Here is a 17,203-nt window from a genome sequence, read left to right on the forward strand (position 1 = left end):
CCGCCGCACATCGGTTCGCGCCGCTGTGGGACGCTCGCGGGATGAGCGACGTGTTCTTCCGGGAGGCGGTCCGGGCCGACCTGCCCGCCGTCCTCGATCTGCTCGCCGACGACGTGTTGGGGCGTACCCGGGACGTCGGGGAGGTCGACGCCACGTACGAGAAGGCGTTCGCCGACATCAGCGCCGACCCGCGTAACCACCTCGTCGTCGCCGAGGCCGAGGGTGAGGTGCTGGGATGCATGCAGCTCACCTTCATCCCGGGGCTCGGCCGGCACGGCACGGAGCGACTGTTGATCGAGGCGGTACGGATCCGCTCGGACCAGCGCGGGCGGGGCGTGGGCCGCCTGATGATGACCTGGGCGATCGACCGGGCTCGGCAGCGCGGCTGCGGGCTGGTGCAGCTCACCAGCGACAAGAGCCGCCACGACGCACACCGGTTCTATCTCGGCCTCGGCTTCGTCCCGACCCACGAGGGCATGAAGCTCAGTCTCTGACCCTCGCCTCGACCGAGGATCCCGCCGGCCTGAACCGTCCACGTCACAGGCGAGAACCGCCGCCCAGCAACCCGCGAGCGTCGACGACACCCCGATCGAGTGGCCCGCCGGGAACGACAGCAGATACTGCGGACGCCCAGACCCCGATCCGTGGATCAGGCCCCGGGTGTTCCCTCGGACACCCCTGACGCAGGCCGGTCGGTCACCTGCACGTGATCTGCAACCTGAGTCAGCCCCGCATGTCCCGGCCTGCCGAGTATCGGGCTGCCACCCAACGAAGATCACGCTCGATCCAGGATCGAGTGGCTGTTCTCGCGCTGTGAGCCCACTCGATCCCGGGATCGAGCGTGATCTTGCCGAACGCGCCGCATCCGACGACGCGACGGCTCGCGGTCAACGGGGGCGGTCGCGGTCAACGGGGGCGGTCGCGGTCAACGGGGGCGGTCGCGGTCCTTGGAGGGTTGGACCCGCTTGGGTTCGCCGGGCATCTTCGGGTGGTCCGGCGGGTACGGCAGGTCGCCCTCGCCGGCTGCCGCGTCCCGCTCGGCCCACTCCAGCAGCGGGGTGATGTCCCACCCGGCGTCGTCGATGCCGGCGTGCGGGTCGCCGCGCTCGGCCAACCGCTGCGGCACCGTCCGCAGGTCGAAGTCGTCCGGGTCGACGTCGGGCAGTTCGTCCCAGGTGACCGGGGTGGAGACGGTGGCCCGGGCGTTGGCCCGCAACGAGTACGCGCACGCGATGGTGCGGTCCCGGGCCATCTGGTTGTAGTCGACGAAGACGCGCTCGCCGCGTTCCTCCTTCCACCAGGCGGTGGTGACCAGCTCGGGGCGACGGCGAGCGAGTTCCCGGGCCAGGGCGATGGTGGCCCGGCGTACCTCGACGAAGCTCCAGCGCGGCTGGATGCGCAGGTAGACGTGCACGCCCCGGCCGCCGGACGTCTTCGGCCAGCCGGGCACCTCCAGCTCGTCGAGGATCGCGCGCAGCTCGGCGGCGGCGGTGGCAGCATGGGCGAAGTCGGTGCCGGGCTGCGGGTCGAGGTCGACGCGCAACTCGTCGGGGCGGTCCACGTCGGCGGCGCGTACCGGCCAGGGGTGGAACACCACGGTGCCCATCTGCGCGGCCCACGCCACGTGGGCGAGGTCCGCCGGGCACAGCTCCGCGGCCTTGCGTCCGCTGGGGAAGCTGATCTCGGCGGTACGCACCCAGGGCGGCACGCCTCGCGTCGGCACCCGCTTCTGGAAGAACATCTCGCCCTCGACGCCGTCCGGGAAGCGTTGCAGGGTCGTCGGGCGGTCGCCCAGCGCCCGCATGATGCCGTCGCCGACACTGCGGTAGTAGTGGAAGACGTCGGCTTTCGTGAAGCCGCGCTCGGGGAAGATCACCCGATCCGGGCTGGACAGCCGGACCGTGTGCCCGGCGACCTCGATCTCCTCGGCCGCAGCCTTCGCACCTGCCATGGCGCGACCATATGCGATGGGTCCGACCTTCGACGTACGGTTGTCCGGTGAGTCTTCCCGACAGCGAACTGCCCCGCACCGAGGACGAGTGGCGGGTCCGGCTCAGCCCCGAGGAGTTCCGGGTGCTGCGCGAGGCCGGCACCGAACCGGCATGGACCGGAGAGTACGTCGACACCAAGACGCCGGGGATGTACCGCTGCCGTGCCTGCGGCGCCCAGCTGTACCCGAGCGACACCAAGTTCGACTCGCACTGCGGATGGCCGAGCTTCGACGACGCCATCCCGGGCGCGATCACCGAGATCGAGGACGACAGCCACGGCATGCGGCGGACCGAGATCCGCTGCGCCCGCTGCGACAGCCACCTGGGGCACGTCTTCCGGGGCGAGGGCTTCACCCCGAAGAACACCCGGCACTGCGTCAACTCGCTCTCCGTCCGCCTGGACCCCAGCACCGCCTGACCACCGAGCGCTCCCCGGCCCGGCGGTGCCACCGCCGGGCCACGCCGCGTGCGGCCCCCGTCGGCCCAGCCCGCCTGGCGGTCAGACGTCGACCAGGCCCGTGTGCTGACCAGCCGTCGGCCGAAGCCCGGTCTCCGGCAGACCTCATCCCAGGCCGGGTCCCGGTCAGGCCACAGCGCAAGCCGGGTCTCGACCAGCCCCAGCGCCAAGCCGGGTGCAATCAGACGTCGACCGAGCCGAGTCAGCCCTGGCCGGGGTGCCGACCAGCCGCCGAACCAAGCCCGGTCCCGGACAGACGCCGGGTCGTGCCGGGCAGACGTCGGGTCCGGGTCAGCCGTCGGCTGCCGGGCGCTCCGTCAGCATCGCCACCTGGGCGGTACGCGACTCGGCGACTCGCCGGGCGAGGTCGCGTACCCGCTCGTCGGTGCCGGCGGCGAGATGTGCCCGGGCCAGGTCGGCGGCGGCCTGTTGGTGCGCGCCGAGCACCTCGATGAGTACCGCGTCGACCTGGCCGGGTGCGGCGTCGCGCAACCGGGCCAACTGGTCGGGGCCGGTGCCGTGCCCGGCGTGGTCGTCGGCCCGCGCGGTACGTCCGGCCTGCGCCAACCAGGCACGGGCGTCGGCCAGCTCGTCGGTCTCGGTCACCTCGACGGCGGCCACCAGGGTCCGTAGCTCACCGTCGACCAGCCGGTCCCGGACCAGCCGGACGATCTCCAGGGTCTGCTCGGTGTGCCCGGCCATCATCGACAGGAACAGCAGGTCGATGCCGGTCATCTCGGTCGCGGCGGACGGCGTTTCCGAGGCGGCGACCGCTGACGGCGTACCGCTCGGCGCGTGGTCCGCAGCCGGCACGGACACCCCGCCGCATCCGACGGCGAGCAGCACGACGAGCAGCGCGGGCAGTGCGGTACGCCCGCGACGCGACGCGGCGGACCGCACGGCACGCCGGTGGTGTCGCAGACGGGACGCGGCGGCGCGTACCGCCGGGTGGGGAGCCGGCGTGAGGTGCGGTGCGGGCCGGGCCCGACCGCACCTCACGCTGGTCAGACCTGGGTCCACAGCGCCGGTACGTTCGGCGGCTCCCATCCGGCGATGGCGGTGTGCGCCTGCCGGCAGCGGTACGTGCGCCCGCCGTAGGTGACCTGGTCGCCGACGGCGTACGCGCGGCCGGCGGTCCAGGTGCCCCCGACCGGCGGGTTGGTGGTCGGGCCGGTCGTCGGGGTCGGCGATGGTGCCGGCGGGGTGGTCGGGCTCGGGCTCGGCGTGGGGTTGCCGCTGCCGCCGCCGATCTGCAGGTCGACGCAGGAGTAGAAGGCGTTGGCGGTGTCCGAGATGTTCCACACGGCGAGGAGCTTCTGGCGGCCCGAGTAGCCGGACAGGTTGACCGTGTGCGAGACGGTGGCACCCGGCTGGCGACCGCCGCCGCTGAACACCGCGACCCGGCTGTTGCCGATGAAGTACTCCCAGTCGCGGGTGGCGTGCTGCGCGGTGTTGACCCAGGTGAAGGTCACCGTGGTGCCGACCGAGGTGGCGGGCCAGCCCCGGTTGTCGTCGTTGAGGACGGCGAAGTGGGAGATGTTGGCGTGGCAGTTGCGCAGTCCCTTGGGGCCTTCGACGCTCTGCGGCTCCCAGCGAATCTGGCCGCAGTCCGGGACGCGGTTCTGGGCGCAGAGCGCCTGGCGGCTCGGCGGCGACGAGACGTAGCCGTGGGCCTGGGCCGGGGTGGCGACGGCCAGGGTGGAGACCATGGCCCCGGCGGCGACGAGCGGGAGGGTGATTCTTCGACGCATGGCGGCACTCCCTTTCGGCATGTTGCCTGGTGAGGTGCCACCAACATAATTTAAACCTTGTTAACAGTAAAGACCACTATCGATAAAACGCGCGGTCTGAACGTCACACGGGTCTGACTGCCGAAGAGTCGACTGCGCTTGATCATGTTTCCTCCGGTCCACGATCACCGGGACGCCAGCGCCACCCGCCGGCTCCACCGGATCGCCCACGCTCGGCCAGGTCACCTCGCACAACGGGCGACGCGCGCAGCCGACACGCCGAACCGACCGGACGAGTCGCCGCGATTTCTCGTCGCGCCAGTGCGATATGAGGTCAAATTGCACAAAAGGTTTCTAACTGGAGGGATCCGTCGTGGCCACCTGTGAGGTCTGCGGTAACGACTACTGGCTGGCGTTCGAGGTGCGTACGGTCAGCGGCGACGTGCACACGTTCGACAGCTTCGAGTGCGCCAGCCACAAGCTGGCCCCGATCTGCGAGCACTGCGGCGTCAAGATCCTCGGGCACGGTGTGGAGGTCTCCGGCCGCTTCTTCTGCTGCGGGCACTGCGCGCGAGCCGTGGAGACCGAGCAGGGCGCCGAGATCCGCGACGCCGTCGGCGCCCGCCCCGCCTGATCGCCTTCCCCGCCTGGCGTCCCGCGAGGTGCGCGCAGCCCCGCGTGTTAGCAGGGGTCCCCTGCTATGCACGAGGCGTTAGCAGGGGACCCCTCCTTACACGCGTCCGGGCACGGCCTAACCTGGCCGGGTGTCGAGCACCGAACTGCGGGTCGCGCGCTTCGCCGACCTGGACGCCCGGACCTTTCACGACCTGGTACGCCTGCGCGCCGACGTGTTCGTGGTCGAGCAGCAGTGCCCGTACCCGGAACTCGACGGGCGGGACGTCGAACCGGGTACCTGGCACCTCTGGCTGGCCCTCGACGGTACCCCCGTCGCGTACCTGCGGATTCTGGCCGACCCGGACGGCGTCGCCAGGATCGGACGGGTGGTGGTGGCCCCGGCGGCGCGCGGCGGCGGGCACGCCGGGCGGCTGATGACGGAGGCGCTGACCCGGATCGGTGACCGGCCCTGCGTGCTGGACGCCCAGTCGCACCTGGTGGCGCTCTACGCCCGGTACGGCTTCACGGTCAGCGGGCCGGAGTACGTCGAGGACGGCATCTCGCACACCCCGATGCGCCGCACGAGCTGAACCGCTTCACTACCGACTCCACCCACGAGCACCACGTACACCACTTCCGCATTGACCAGTGGCGATGGTGTGTGCCATTCTTCGGGCGAAGCCAGGGCAACGTGATCAGGCCGGGAGAGGCAACTCCCGAGCGATCCGGGCGATGTCGCGATCCGACGACTCCCCCTGGGGGCTCCATGTCCAAGCTAATCCGAAAATCACGGGCACTGTCGCTGTTGGGTGTGGCGGCCGGTGCCATGCTGCTGCTCTCCACCGCGCTGGTCGCCCCGGTGTCCGCACACGGTTCCGTGGCCAACCCGGTCTCCCGCAACTACGGCTGCTGGCAGCGCTGGGGCGGTGACTTCCAGAACCCGCGGATGGCCACCGAGGACCCGATGTGCTGGCAGGCCTGGCAGGCCAACCCGAACGCCATGTGGAACTGGAACGGCCTGTTCCGTGAGGGGGTGGCCGGCAACCACCAGGGCGCCATCCCGAACGGCCAGCTCTGCTCCGGTGGCCGTACCGAGAGCGGCCGCTACAACGCGTTGGACGCGGTCGGCGCCTGGCGGACCACCTCCGTGGCCAACAGCTTCCGGCTCAAGTTCTTCGACCAGGCCAGCCACGGTGCCGACTACATCCGGGTGTACGCGACCCGGCAGGGCTACGACGCGTTGACCAAGCCCCTGGCCTGGTCGGACCTGGAGCTGGTCGGCCAGATCGGCAACACCCCGGCCTCGCAGTGGCAGCCGGAGACCGGCGGGGTGTCCACCGAGATCCCGGTGAACGCGCCGGGACGCAGCGGACGGCACGTGCTGTTCACCGTCTGGCAGGCCAGCCACACGGACCAGTCGTACTACATCTGCAGCGACGTGCAGTTCGGTGGCGGCACCACGCCGCCGCCCACCACGCCGCCCCCGACCACGCCGCCGGCCTCGCCGACGCCGACGCCGACCTTCGACCCGCCCACCACGCCCCCGCCGACCACCGCACCGCCGGTGGCGGGTGCCTGCGCGGCGACGTACCGGGTCACCTCGACCTGGTCCGGTGGTTTCCAGGGTGAGGTGCAGGTGACCGCGGGCAGCGCGGCCATCCGGAGCTGGCGGGTGACCTGGACGTACGCCAGCGGCCAGCAGGTCAGCCAGGCGTGGAACGCCACCCTCAGTTCCAGCGGTTCGACGGTGACCGCCCAGAACGTCAGCTACAACGGCGGTCTCGGAGCCGGGGCCAGCACCACCTTCGGCTTCCTGGCCTCCGGAAGCGGGTCCAGCGCGCCGACGCTGACCTGCACGGCGACCACCTGACCCCGAGCGGGGCCGCGTCTACCTCCCTCGGGCGCGGCCCCGCCCGGCTCGTCGCGTCGAACAGTGCCGCCGCACGTCGAACGGTGCCGCCGCACGTCGAACGGTGCCGCCGCGCGTCGGCGCGGTTGTTAGCAGGGGACCCCTGCTATGCACGAGGCGTTAGCAGGGGACCCCTCCTTACACCTCAGCCGAGCGCCTCAAGCCGAGCGCCTCAGGCGAGCGCGGAAACGATGTCGGCGATCGGGCGACGGCGGCCGGTATAGAACGGCACCTCCTCGCGGACGTGCAGGCGCGCCCGCGAGCCGCGCAGGTCACGCATCAGGTCGACGATCCGGTGCAGCTCGTCGGCCTCGAAGGCCAGCATCCACTCGTAGTCGCCCAGCGCGAACGAGGCGACCGTGTTGGCGCGGACGTCCGGGTAGCCACGGGCCATCTTGCCGTGTTCGGCGAGCAGCTCGCGCCGCTCGGCGTCGGGCAGCAGGTACCAGTCGTACGAGCGGACGAACGGGTAGACGCACAGGTAGGCGCGGGCCTCCTCGCCGGCCAGGAACGCCGGGATGTGGCTCTTGTTGAACTCGGCCGGCCGGTGCAGGGCCATCTGCGACCAGACCGGGGTCAGCGCCCGACCCAGCGTGGTCCGCCGCAGCCGCAGGTACGCGTCCTGGAGGTCGTCGCTGGACGAGGAGTGCCACCAGATCATCAGGTCGGCGTCGGCGCGCAGACCGGACACGTCGTACGTGCCGCGCACCACCACGTCCTTGCCGGCCAACTCCTCGATCAGCGACTCGACCTCGCCGGTCACGTTGTCGCGCAGCGACGGCAGCGGCGCGCTGGCCCGGAACACCGACCACATCGTGTAGCGGATGGTGTCGTTGAGTTCCCGCAGCCGGGCCGCGTTGCTCTGCTCGGTCATCTGCCCGATCCCTCCAGTGCTGTGATGATCTCTTCGGCCGCCGTCTCGCCGGAGCGGACGCAGACCGGAATGCCGACCCCGTCGTAGCCCGCGCCGGCCAGCGCCAGCGTCGGATGTGTCGCCCGCAGCGCGGCCCGCGCGGCGGCCACCCGGTCGAGATGACCGGGGGTGTACTGCGGCAACGCGCCGCCCCAGCGCTGCACGTGCCCGTCGACCGGGGCGGGCAGTGGCGTGTCGAGCACACCCGCCAGTTCCCGGTGCACGGTGGCGGCGAGGTCCTGGTCGGGGCGCTGGAGTTGGGCCTCGTCGCGGTAGCGGCCCACCGAGGCACGGACCAGGGCCAGCCCGTCGGACCGGCGCAGGTGTCCCCACTTGGTGGTGAAGAAGGTGGACGCCTTGATCAGCAGGCCCTCGGTGCTCGGCACCAGGAAGCCGGAGAGCGCCGGCAGCGCCGGCTCCGGCAGGGCCAGGGTGACCAGGGCGACGCTGGCGTAGTCCAACTCGCCGATGCGCGTCGCCACCTCGGCGACCGGTTCGGCGAGCAGCCGGGCCGCCGGGCGGGCCGGCACGGCCAGCACCACCGCGTCGACGTCGACGTGCTCCGGGTCACGGGTGGGTCCGACGGTGAGCCGCCAGCCCGGGCCGACCGGGGTCAGTTCGCGGACCGCCGCGTTGCGCCGGACGGTCGCCCCGGCGGCCGTCGCGGCGGCGTCGACCAGGGTGCTCAGTCCGCCGGCGAGGGTGCCGAAGACCGGCTCGCCGGGGGCACGCGGGGTGGCGGCCTGCGCCGCGCGTACCGCGCCGAGCAGCGTGTGTTCCACCCGGGCGGCCCGGGCCAGCGCCGGCATGGTGGTGGCCAGCGACAGGTCGTCGGCACGCCCGGCGTACACACCGCCGAGCATCGGGTCGACCAGCCGGTCCACCACGTCGTCGCCGAAGCGGGTCCGGACCAGCGCGCCGACGGCGACGTCCTCGTCCGGGCCGAGCAGCGGTCGACCGCCGTCCCGGTCGGCCTCCGGCGTCGGCCGGGCCACCGCCGCCACCTTCGCCAGATCACCGGGTACGCCCACCAGCGTCCCGCCCGGGATCGGGCGCAGCCCGCCGTCGACGGCGAGGGCGGCCTGCCCGACGGTCGGGTGCACGATCCGGTCGGCCAGCCCGAGCCGGCGGACCAGGGTCACCGCGGCCGACTCGCCGCCGGCCGGGTCACGCATCAGGAACGACTCGGCGCCGAACTCCACCGGCCCGCCGGCCAGCTCGCCGGTGCGCAGCTTGCCACCGAGCGCGCCGGACTGCTCGTACACGGTGATCTCGGTGCCCTCGGGGGCGCGGTCGCGCATCCGCAGCGCGGCGGCCAGCCCGGTGATGCCGCCGCCGACCACCGCCACCCGCCACCGCGTCGCCATGGCTCGTCAGTCCCGGTCGGCGGACCGGGCGGAAAGCTCGTGGACCAGCGCGACCACCCGGGTCAGCACCTCCGGGTCGGTCTCCGGCAGGACGCCGTGGCCGAGGTTGAACACGTGCCCGGGGGTGGCCCGGCCCTCGTCGAGGATCCGGCGCACCTCGGCCTCGATCACCGGCCACGGGGCGAACAGCAGGCACGGGTCGAGGTTGCCCTGCACGGCCTTGTCAGGCCCGATCCGGCCGGTCGCGACGTTCAGCGGCGTACGCCAGTCCACGCCGACGACGTCGGCCCCGGCCTCGCCCATCGCGCCGAGCAGCTCGGCGGTGCCCACCCCGAAGTGGATGCGCGGCACGCCGGCGTCGGCCAGCCCGCTGAGCACGGCCGTCGAGTGGGGCAGCACGAAGCGGCGGTAGTCGGCCTCGGAGAGCGCGCCGGCCCAGGAGTCGAAGAGCTGCACGGCGGAGACGCCGGCCTCGATCTGCACGCGCAGGAACGCCGACGTCACCTCGGCCAGCCGGCCGGCCAGCGCGTGCCACAGGTCGGGCTCGCCGTACATCAGTGCCTTCGTCTTGGCGTGGGTCCGCGACGGTCCGCCCTCGACCAGATAGCTGGCGAGCGTGAACGGGGCGCCGGCGAAGCCGATCAGCGGGGTGTCGCCCAGCTCCTTGACCAGCATCCGGACCGCCTCGTCGACGTACCCGACATCGCTGCGGTCGATCAGGCGGATCCGCTCGACATCGGCGGCGGTGCGTACCGGTTCGGCCACCACCGGGCCGGTCCCGGGCACGATGTCCAGGTCGACCCCGGCGGCGGCGACCGGCACCACGATGTCGCTGAACAGGATCGCCGCGTCCACGTTGTGCCGGCGTACCGGCTGGAGGGTGATCTCGGTGACCAGTTCGGGGCGGCGGCAGGACTCCAGCATCGCCACGTTGGCCCGGATCTCCCGATACTCGGGCAGCGAGCGACCGGCCTGGCGCATGAACCAGACCGGAGTGTGCGGGACGGACTGGCGGCGGCACGCCCGCACGAAGGGCGAGTCGGCCGGCCCGTCGGGGCGGGTTACGTCGTCTCGGGCAGCGTCGCCCGTGGTGTCGGTGGCCATCGCGGCAATCGTGCCACGCGCCCGATCCCCACTCCGCGCCCACCGCCGGCATTGTGACGTGAAAGGAAGGGCCCCCTACTAACGCCTGCGGTAGAGCAGGGGACCCCTGCTAACACGAAGGCGAGGGGAGCGCGGCGTGTGGGGAGATCGTCGGCGCGCCATCCGAGCCGGGAACCGGGCGGCGGCTTAGGCTGCGAACATGGCCGCCCCGATCGCGCTTCCGGACACCTTCGCCCGCGCGGTCACCGGGCTCCGGGTGGCGGCGCCTCGACCGGAGATCGTGCTGGAGGAGGTCGGCGCGCCGCAGCGGCTGGCGCCGTACTCGTTCGCACTCTCCGCGGCGGTGCTGCGCGACGGTGACGAGGTGGCCACCGCCCGGCTGATCCTGCTGCACGACCCGGCGGGGCACGAGGGGTGGCAGGGCACCCTGCGGCTGGTCACCTACGTGACCGCCGAGCTGGAGGTCGACCTGGCCACCGATCCGCTGCTGCCCGGGGTGGCCTGGACCTGGCTCACCGACGCGCTGGAGACGCACGACGCCGGGCACCGCGCGATCGGCGGCACGATCACCCAGACGGCGTCGACCCGGTTCGGCGACCTGGCGGGTCCGCCGGCCGCCTGCGACATCGAGATCCGCGCGTCGTGGACCCCGACCGACATCGAGCTCACCCCGCACCTGTACGCCTGGTGCACGTTGCTCGCCTCCACGGCGGGGCTGCCGCCGCCCGGCGTCACCGCGTTGCCCGAGCGTCGCGCCGCGGCCGCCGGTTGACGGGGCCGGTTCGGCCCCCAGGCGACGAACCGCCGACACGCGGCGGGGCGGGTGCGCGCCGCACGATCCGTTGGCGCACTAGGGTTGCCAGGTGACCGACGAACCACCCCTGCGCCGTCGGACCGCCGCAAGCCGTTCGGGAAACGACACGCACCACGAGCCGTCGGCGCGGCCGGAGCCGTCGGACGCGGGGACCGAACCCACCGGCGGCGAGTCCGTGCCGTTGACCGCCCCTCGTGAGGGCACCCCCGAACCGGTGGCGACACCGGACCAGCTCGCCGAGGTGGTGGCCCGTTTCGCGGCCGGCACCGGCCCGGTGGCCCTGGATGCCGAGCGCGCCTCCGGCTACCGGTACAGCCAGCGGGCGTACCTGGTGCAGTTACGCCGCCAGGGTGCCGGCACCGTGCTGATCGACCCGTTGCCGCTGCCCGACCTCAGCACCCTGGACGCGGCGATCGCGGACACCGAGTGGGTGCTGCACGCGGCCAACCAGGATCTGCCCTGCCTCGCCGAGCTGGGGTTGCGACCACGCCGACTGTTCGACACCGAGCTGGCCGCCCGGCTGGCCGGGTTCGAGCGGGTCGGCCTGGCCGCGCTCACCGAGCAGTTGCTCGGGTTCAGCCTGGAGAAGCACCACTCGGCGGCGGACTGGTCCAGCCGGCCGTTGCCGGAGTCCTGGCTCACCTACGCCGCGTTGGACGTGGAGCTGCTGACCGACCTGCGGGACGCGCTCGACGCGGAGCTGTCCCGGCAGGGCAAGTCCGCGTGGGCGGCCGAGGAGTTCGCCTCGCTGGTGAACAGCGGGGACCGTCCACCACGTGTCCGGGCCGATCCGTGGCGACGCACCTCCGGCATCCACCGGGTACGCGGGGCGCGGGCGCAGGCCCGGGTCCGCTCCCTCTGGTACGCGCGTGACCAGATCGCCGCCCGCCGGGACGCCGCACCGGGGCGGGTGCTGCCCGACTCGGCCATCGTGGCCGCCGCCGAGCTGGACCCGAAGGACGAGAAGACGCTGCTCACCCTGCCCGGCTTCGGCGGTCGGTCGGTACGCCGGCTGGCCCGGACCTGGCTGACGGCGCTGGACGACGCCCGGCAGTTGCCGGACGACGAGTTGCCGGTGACGCCGACGGTGGAGGGTCCGCCCCCACCGCACCGGTGGGCGGAACGGGACCCGGCTGCCGCCGCCCGGCTGGCCCGCTCCCGTGAGGTGGTGCTGCGGGTGGCCGGTGGGCACCATCTGCCGCCGGAGAACCTGATCTCCCCCGACACCATCCGCCGCGTCGCCTGGCAGCCCCCGGAGGAGATCACCGAACACACGGTCGCCGAGGCGCTCCGCAGCCACCAGGCCCGGGAGTGGCAGATCAACCTTCTCCTCCCCGACCTGGCCGAAGCCCTCACCGCCCCACCCCCACCCCCACCCCCACCCCCACCCCCCGCCCCACCCGCCTGACCCGCCGTTGATCAAGAGGTTTGCGTCCGGCGGGCGGCCGTTCGCCGACGCAAACCTCTTGATCAACGCGAGCAGTGGGCGCGAGCAGTGGGCGCGAGCTGTGGGCGCGAGCAGTGGGCGCGAGCTGTGGGCGCGAGCAGTGGGCGTGGATGTGGGATGGGCCACAGCGGGGTCGCGGGCACTGGTTATTACTGGCGAGTAGCATTCGAGGGAAACGCCAGTGCTGGCTAGGAGGCTCAAGTGCCCCGTGAAGTTCGGGATGTCGTCTTCGTGGACGGCGTCCGCACCCCGTTCGGCAAGGCGGGTGGGATGTACGCCGACACCCGCGCCGACGACCTGGTGATCCGATGCATCCGCGAACTGCTGCGTCGCAACCCGCAGCTCCCCCCGGAACGGGTCGAGGAGGTGGCCATCGCCGCCACCACCCAGATCGGTGACCAGGGCCTGACCATCGGCCGTACCGCCGCGCTGCTGGCCGGCTTGCCCAAGACGGTGCCCGGCTTCGCGATCGACCGGATGTGCGCCGGAGCGATGACCGCGGTGACCACCGTCGCCAGCGGCATCGCCGTGGGCGCGTACGACGTCGCGATCGCCGGTGGCGTCGAGCACATGGGCCGCCACCCGATGGGCGAGGGCGTCGACCCGAACCCGCGCATCGTCGCGGAGAAGCTGGTCGACCCGTCCGCGCTGGTGATGGGCTCCACGGCGGAGAACCTGCACGACCGGGTCCCGCACATCACCAAGGAGCGCACCGACGCGTTCGCCCTCGCCTCGCAGCAGAAGACCGCGAAGGCGTACGCCAACGGCAAGCTCCAGGACGACCTGGTCCCGGTGGCGGTCCGCGACCCGGAGACCGGCTGGGGCCTGGCGACCGTGGACGAGGCGCCCCGGGACACCTCGCTGGAGAAGCTGGCCACGCTGAAGACCCCGTTCCGCCCGCACGGCAAGGTGACCGCCGGCAACGCGGCCGGGCTGAACGACGGCGCGACCGCCAGCCTGCTGGTCGCCGAGGACGTCGCCCGTGAGCTGGGCCTGCCGATCGCCATGCGGCTGGTGTCGTACGGCTTCGTCGGCGTCGAGCCCGAGGTGATGGGCGTCGGCCCGATCCCGTCGACCGAGAAGGCGCTGCGCATCGCCGGCCTGAGCATCGACGACATCGGCCTGTTCGAGCTGAACGAGGCGTTCGCCGTGCAGGTGCTCGCCTTCCTCGACCACTTCGGCATCGCCGACGACGACCCCCGGGTCAACCAGTGGGGCGGCGCGATCGCCATCGGGCACCCGCTCGCCTCCTCCGGCGTACGGCTGATGACCCAGCTCGCCCGGCAGTTCGCCGAGCACCCGGAGGTCCGCTACGGCCTCACCGCGATGTGCATCGGCATCGGCATGGGCGGCACCGTGATCTGGGAGAACCCGCACTGGGAGGGTGGCGACAAATGAGCCTCGCGGCACCGAACGAGGTGGTCACCAGGGCGCTGCTGCGTCAGGTGAACGTGCCGGGGCTGGACCGTCCGGCCGCCCTGATCACCCTCGACAACGGATTCGACCACACCAAGCCGAACACCTTCGGCCCGGGCGGCCTGACCAGCCTGGACGAGGCGATCAGCGCTGCGCTGGCGGCCGATCCGGCGTTCATCGCGGTGACCGGCAAGCCGTACATCTTCTGCGTCGGCGCGGACATCACCAGCCTGCCGCTGCTGGCGGACCGGGCGCAGGCGCTGGAGATCGGCCGGCTCGGGCACCGGGTCTTCGCCCGGCTCAAGGACAGCCCGGTCCCGACCTTCGCCTTCGTCAACGGGGCGGCGATGGGCGGCGGCCTGGAGCTGGCCCTGCACTGCCACTACCGGACGCTCTCCGGCGGCGCGGCGGCGCTGGCCCTGCCCGAGGTGTCCCTCGGACTGATCCCGGGTTGGGGCGGCACCCAGCTCCTGCCGAACCTGATCGGCATCCCGGCTGCCACCCAGGTGATCATCCAGAACCCGTTGATGCAGAACAAGATGCTCAAGCCGAAGCAGGCCGCCGAGCTGGGCATCGCGGACGTGCTGCTGGAGCCGGCCGACTTCCTGGAGCGGTCGCTGGAGTGGGCCGCCGGGGTGGTGCGCGGCGAGGTGACCGTCACCCGGCCCGAGGTCGACAAGGACATGTGGGCGGGCGTGCTCTACTTCGCCCGGCAGACGCTGGACCAGCGGCTGCACGGCGCGGTCCCGTCCGCGTACCGGGCGTTGGACCTGCTGGAGACGGCGAAGGACGCCGACTTCGCCACCGGCACCGCCGCCGAGGACGAGGCCCTGGCCGACCTGGTCTTCTCCGAGGAGTTGCGCAGCGGCCTGTACGCCTTCGACCTGGTGCAGCGGCGGGCCAAGCGACCGGCCGGCGCGCCGGACAAGGGGCTGGCCCGTCCGGTGACCAAGGTCGGCATCGTCGGCGCGGGCCTGATGGCCGGTCAGTTGGCGCTGCTGTTCGCCCGCCGCCTCCAGGTGCCGGTGGTGCTCACCGACCTCGACCAGGCTCGGGTGGACAAGGGCGTCGGCTACGTGCACACCCAGATCGAGAAGGCCGTCAGCAAGGGCCGGATGGACAAGGGCACCGCCGCCAAGCTGTACGGCCTGGTCAGCGGCACGGTCGACAAGAGCGCGTTCGCGGACGCCGACTTCGTCATCGAGGCCGTCTTCGAGGACCTGGCCGTCAAGAAGCAGGTCTGGGCGGAGCTGGAGAAGATCGTCCCGGCAGAGGCGGTGCTGGCGACGAACACCTCCTCGCTGTCGATCACCGCGATGGCCGAGGACCTGGAGCACCCGGAGCGGGTGGTCGGCTTCCACTTCTTCAACCCGGTCGCGGTGCTGCCGCTGTTGGAGATCGTCCGTGGCGAGCGGACCGACGACGCCACGCTGGCCACCGCCTTCGCGGTCGGCAAGCAGCTCAAGAAGTCGTCGGTGCTGGTGAAGGACGCCCCGGCGTTCGTGGTCAACCGGCTGCTCACCCGCTTCCTCGGCACCGTCTTCGCCGCCGTGGACGCGGGCACCCCGCTGGAGGTGGCGAACCGCGCGCTGGACCCGCTGGGCCTGCCGATGCGACCGCTGGCACTGCTCCAGCTCGTCGGCCCGGCCGTCGCCCACCACGTGGGCGGCACCCTGCACGCGGCCTTCCCGGACCGGTTCACGGTCAGCGAGAACCTGAAGCGGATCGCGGACTCCGGTCAGCCGATCGTGGTGGACGACGAGATCAACGCAGAGGTGGCAAAGCTGCTGGTGGTCGGCGACCAGCCGCTCACCGAGGAGCAGGTACGCCAGCAGGCGCTCGACGCGCTGGCCCAGGAGATCCGGCTGATGCTGGACGAGGGGGTCGTCGCCGAGGCGCAGGACATCGACCTGTGCATGATCCTCGGTGCCGGGTGGCCGTTCCACCTGGGCGGCGTCACGCCGTACCTGGACCGGACCGGCACCAGTGAGCAGGTCACCGGTCAGCGTTTCCTGCCGCCGGGAGTGGCCAGCCTGACCGGCTGAGCCGTCCCAGGTCACGGTGGTCGCCCCGACCCGGGGTGACCACCGTGACCGGCGGTCGGGGGCAGCGGCGCGTGCGGTGGCTGGCTACCATCCCGGTTCCACCCTTCACCAGGAGCTGACCGCATGTCCCACCCGGACCAGCACCACAATCCGCCCGGCGGCCCGTACCCGCAGGGCGGCGGTTACCCACCGCCGAGCAGCGGTCACCCGCAGGCCGGGTCGTACCCGCAGGCCGGTGGCTACCCACCGCCGCCGGGTGCCGGCTATCCCCCGCCGCCGCAGGCCGGCGGATACCCCGCGCCCGGTCAGCAGTACGGCGCATTCTCCCCGCCGCCGCCGAAGAAGTCCAACGCCGGCAAGATCGTGCTGATCGTCCTCGCGGTCCTCATGGTGCTCTGCGTGGGCGGTGGCGCGGTCGTCTGGTTCGTGGTCCGGGACACCGTCGGCGAGGCGGTCGACGCCACCCGGACCCGGGTGGTGGCACCGGAGACCCTGGCCGGCCGCCCGAAGGTCACCGAACCGGAGTTGCAGCAGCTCTCCGACTCGATGGTCCGGGAGTTGAAGGCCTCCATCGACAACGAGACCAGCGCGGTCGGTGCCTTCTACGGTGACCCGTCGCAGGAGAACCTCGTGATGATCGTGGCCGTCTCCGGGTTGATGGCCGACCCCAAGAAGGAGCTCGACGAGGCGGTCCAGGCCATCTCGACCGAGTTGACGGTCAGCAACATGACGCCGGTCGAGCCGGGCCCGCTCGGCGGCGAGGCCCGCTGCGGCGACGGCCGGGCCGACGTGGCGCTGGGCATCTGCGTCTGGGCCGACCGGGGCAGCGTCGGCATGATCGTCATGTTCTGGTCCTCCCGCAACGACGCCGCGTCCGAGTTCCTCACCATCCGGGGCCAGGTCGAGCAACGGTCCTGACGTACGCGCCGGTGGCCGGGCGGGGTGCATCCCCCGCCCGGCCATCGCGTCACCCCTGGGGCTCGGCGGCGGCGTCAAGGACCCAGACGACGCCGAAACGGTCCCGCAGCATCCCGTACCGAGGTGCCCAGGCCGCCGGCCCGAGTGGCACCACGACGGTCGCGCCGTCGACGAGTTCGTCCCAGTAACCGGTGATCTCGTCGGCGGTCTCGCCGCGCACCGAGACGAAGAAGGCGTTCTCGCCCCGGTCGTAGGGGAGGTTCGCGGGCACGTCGTAGGCCATCACGTGGAAGCCGACGGCGGCCCGCACCTGGCCCCACATCACCTGGTCGGCGGCTGCCTCGTCCGAGACGGCACCGGCGTCGGAGTAGCTGAGGACGGTCAGGTCGCCGCCGAAGACGCGCTGGTAGAACTCCAGGGCCGCGCGGGCGTCCCCCCGGAAGTTGAGGTGGGTCGTGGTCGTGACGGACATGCTCG

17 protein-coding genes are annotated in these 17,203 nt (G+C 72.4%); 10 read left to right on the forward strand and 7 right to left on the reverse strand.

The features are described 5' to 3' along the window. The first annotated feature begins 41 nt into the window (after positions 1-41). Entirely contained in the window at positions 42-494 is a 453-nt protein-coding gene (locus ACIBO1_RS12875) for a GNAT family N-acetyltransferase (protein ID WP_396744944.1), read from the forward strand. Positions 495-925: 431 nt separating this feature from the next. Here the strand turns inward: ACIBO1_RS12875 and ligD are convergent, their stop codons facing one another. Next, positions 926-1,951, reverse strand: a complete 1,026-nt coding sequence (ligD, locus tag ACIBO1_RS12880; RefSeq protein WP_396744947.1) for a non-homologous end-joining DNA ligase — start codon at positions 1,949-1,951, stop codon at positions 926-928. Positions 1,952-1,998: 47 nt separating this feature from the next. Here ligD and msrB point away from each other — a divergent pair, with 47 nt between their 5' ends. Next, positions 1,999-2,409 (forward strand): peptide-methionine (R)-S-oxide reductase MsrB, encoded by a 411-nt coding sequence (msrB, locus tag ACIBO1_RS12885; protein WP_396744950.1) that lies wholly within the window; start codon positions 1,999-2,001, stop codon positions 2,407-2,409. 330 nt (positions 2,410-2,739) lie between these two features. On the opposite strand, the gene ACIBO1_RS12890 is transcribed toward msrB, so the two are convergent. Both ACIBO1_RS12890 and ACIBO1_RS12895 read right to left on the reverse strand, forming a co-directional pair. After that, positions 2,740-3,348: a DUF305 domain-containing protein gene (locus ACIBO1_RS12890; protein WP_396744953.1), complete on the reverse strand. Its 609-nt coding sequence runs from the start codon at positions 3,346-3,348 to the stop codon at positions 2,740-2,742. A gap of 104 nt (positions 3,349-3,452) precedes the next feature. After that, entirely contained in the window at positions 3,453-4,199 is a 747-nt protein-coding gene (locus ACIBO1_RS12895; RefSeq protein ID WP_396744956.1) for a lytic polysaccharide monooxygenase, read from the reverse strand. A 352-nt stretch (positions 4,200-4,551) separates the two neighbouring features. Here ACIBO1_RS12895 and ACIBO1_RS12900 point away from each other — a divergent pair, with 352 nt between their 5' ends. The 3 genes from ACIBO1_RS12900 (at position 4,552) to ACIBO1_RS12910 (ending at position 6,663) form a co-directional block, all read left to right on the forward strand. Then, positions 4,552-4,812 (forward strand): Prokaryotic metallothionein, encoded by a 261-nt coding sequence (locus ACIBO1_RS12900; protein ID WP_131057241.1) that lies wholly within the window; start codon positions 4,552-4,554, stop codon positions 4,810-4,812. A gap of 130 nt (positions 4,813-4,942) precedes the next feature. Next, a complete protein-coding gene (locus tag ACIBO1_RS12905; RefSeq protein WP_396744960.1) occupies positions 4,943-5,383 on the forward strand; it encodes a GNAT family N-acetyltransferase in 441 nt (146 codons plus the stop codon). Positions 5,384-5,559: 176 nt separating this feature from the next. Next, the gene (locus ACIBO1_RS12910) at positions 5,560-6,663 is read left to right on the forward strand and encodes a lytic polysaccharide monooxygenase (RefSeq protein WP_396744963.1); all 1,104 of its coding nucleotides are present in this window, start codon (positions 5,560-5,562) and stop codon (positions 6,661-6,663) included. A 211-nt stretch (positions 6,664-6,874) separates the two neighbouring features. Here ACIBO1_RS12910 and hemQ read toward each other — a convergent pair whose 3' ends face one another. Genes hemQ through hemE form a run of 3 tightly spaced genes read right to left on the reverse strand, consistent with a single transcriptional unit; the run spans position 6,875 to position 10,086 of the window. Next, positions 6,875-7,576 (reverse strand): hydrogen peroxide-dependent heme synthase, encoded by a 702-nt coding sequence (hemQ, locus tag ACIBO1_RS12915; RefSeq protein WP_176093084.1) that lies wholly within the window; start codon positions 7,574-7,576, stop codon positions 6,875-6,877. Further along, the gene (gene hemG / locus ACIBO1_RS12920; RefSeq protein ID WP_396744967.1) at positions 7,573-8,982 is read right to left on the reverse strand and encodes a protoporphyrinogen oxidase; all 1,410 of its coding nucleotides are present in this window, start codon (positions 8,980-8,982) and stop codon (positions 7,573-7,575) included. Before hemG ends, hemQ begins: the two co-directional genes overlap by 4 nt. 6 nt (positions 8,983-8,988) lie before the next feature. After that, a complete protein-coding gene (gene hemE, locus ACIBO1_RS12925) occupies positions 8,989-10,086 on the reverse strand; it encodes a uroporphyrinogen decarboxylase (protein ID WP_396744970.1) in 1,098 nt (365 codons plus the stop codon). A 199-nt stretch (positions 10,087-10,285) separates the two neighbouring features. On the opposite strand from hemE, the gene ACIBO1_RS12930 reads away from it, so the two are divergent. The 5 genes from ACIBO1_RS12930 to ACIBO1_RS12950 all read left to right on the forward strand — a co-directional run bounded on the left by ACIBO1_RS12930 (position 10,286) and on the right by ACIBO1_RS12950 (position 16,726). After that, complete coding sequence (locus ACIBO1_RS12930) at positions 10,286-10,858, forward strand: DUF3000 domain-containing protein (RefSeq protein WP_350693969.1); 573 nt, start codon at positions 10,286-10,288, stop codon at positions 10,856-10,858. 91 nt (positions 10,859-10,949) lie between these two features. Beyond that, positions 10,950-12,308 carry a ribonuclease D gene (locus ACIBO1_RS12935; RefSeq protein ID WP_396744973.1) on the forward strand — a complete coding sequence of 453 codons (1,359 nt, stop codon included), beginning with the start codon at positions 10,950-10,952 and terminating at the stop codon, positions 12,306-12,308. Between the two features lie 240 nt (positions 12,309-12,548). After that, positions 12,549-13,745, forward strand: coding sequence for a thiolase family protein (locus ACIBO1_RS12940; protein ID WP_396744976.1), 1,197 nt, complete (start codon positions 12,549-12,551; stop codon positions 13,743-13,745). Next, the gene (locus ACIBO1_RS12945) at positions 13,742-15,808 is read left to right on the forward strand and encodes a 3-hydroxyacyl-CoA dehydrogenase NAD-binding domain-containing protein (protein ID WP_396744979.1); all 2,067 of its coding nucleotides are present in this window, start codon (positions 13,742-13,744) and stop codon (positions 15,806-15,808) included. Before ACIBO1_RS12940 ends, ACIBO1_RS12945 begins: the two co-directional genes overlap by 4 nt. A 123-nt stretch (positions 15,809-15,931) precedes the next feature. Continuing rightward, positions 15,932-16,726 (forward strand): hypothetical protein, encoded by a 795-nt coding sequence (locus ACIBO1_RS12950; RefSeq protein WP_396744982.1) that lies wholly within the window; start codon positions 15,932-15,934, stop codon positions 16,724-16,726. 49 nt (positions 16,727-16,775) lie between these two features. On the opposite strand, the gene ACIBO1_RS12955 is transcribed toward ACIBO1_RS12950, so the two are convergent. Continuing rightward, positions 16,776-17,198 carry a VOC family protein gene (locus ACIBO1_RS12955; protein ID WP_396744985.1) on the reverse strand — a complete coding sequence of 141 codons (423 nt, stop codon included), beginning with the start codon at positions 17,196-17,198 and terminating at the stop codon, positions 16,776-16,778. Positions 17,199-17,203 lie beyond the last annotated feature (5 nt).

The sequence above is a fragment of the Micromonospora sp. NPDC049903 genome (assembly GCF_044460945.1).
Classification (GTDB): Bacteria; Actinomycetota; Actinomycetes; order Mycobacteriales; family Micromonosporaceae; genus Micromonospora.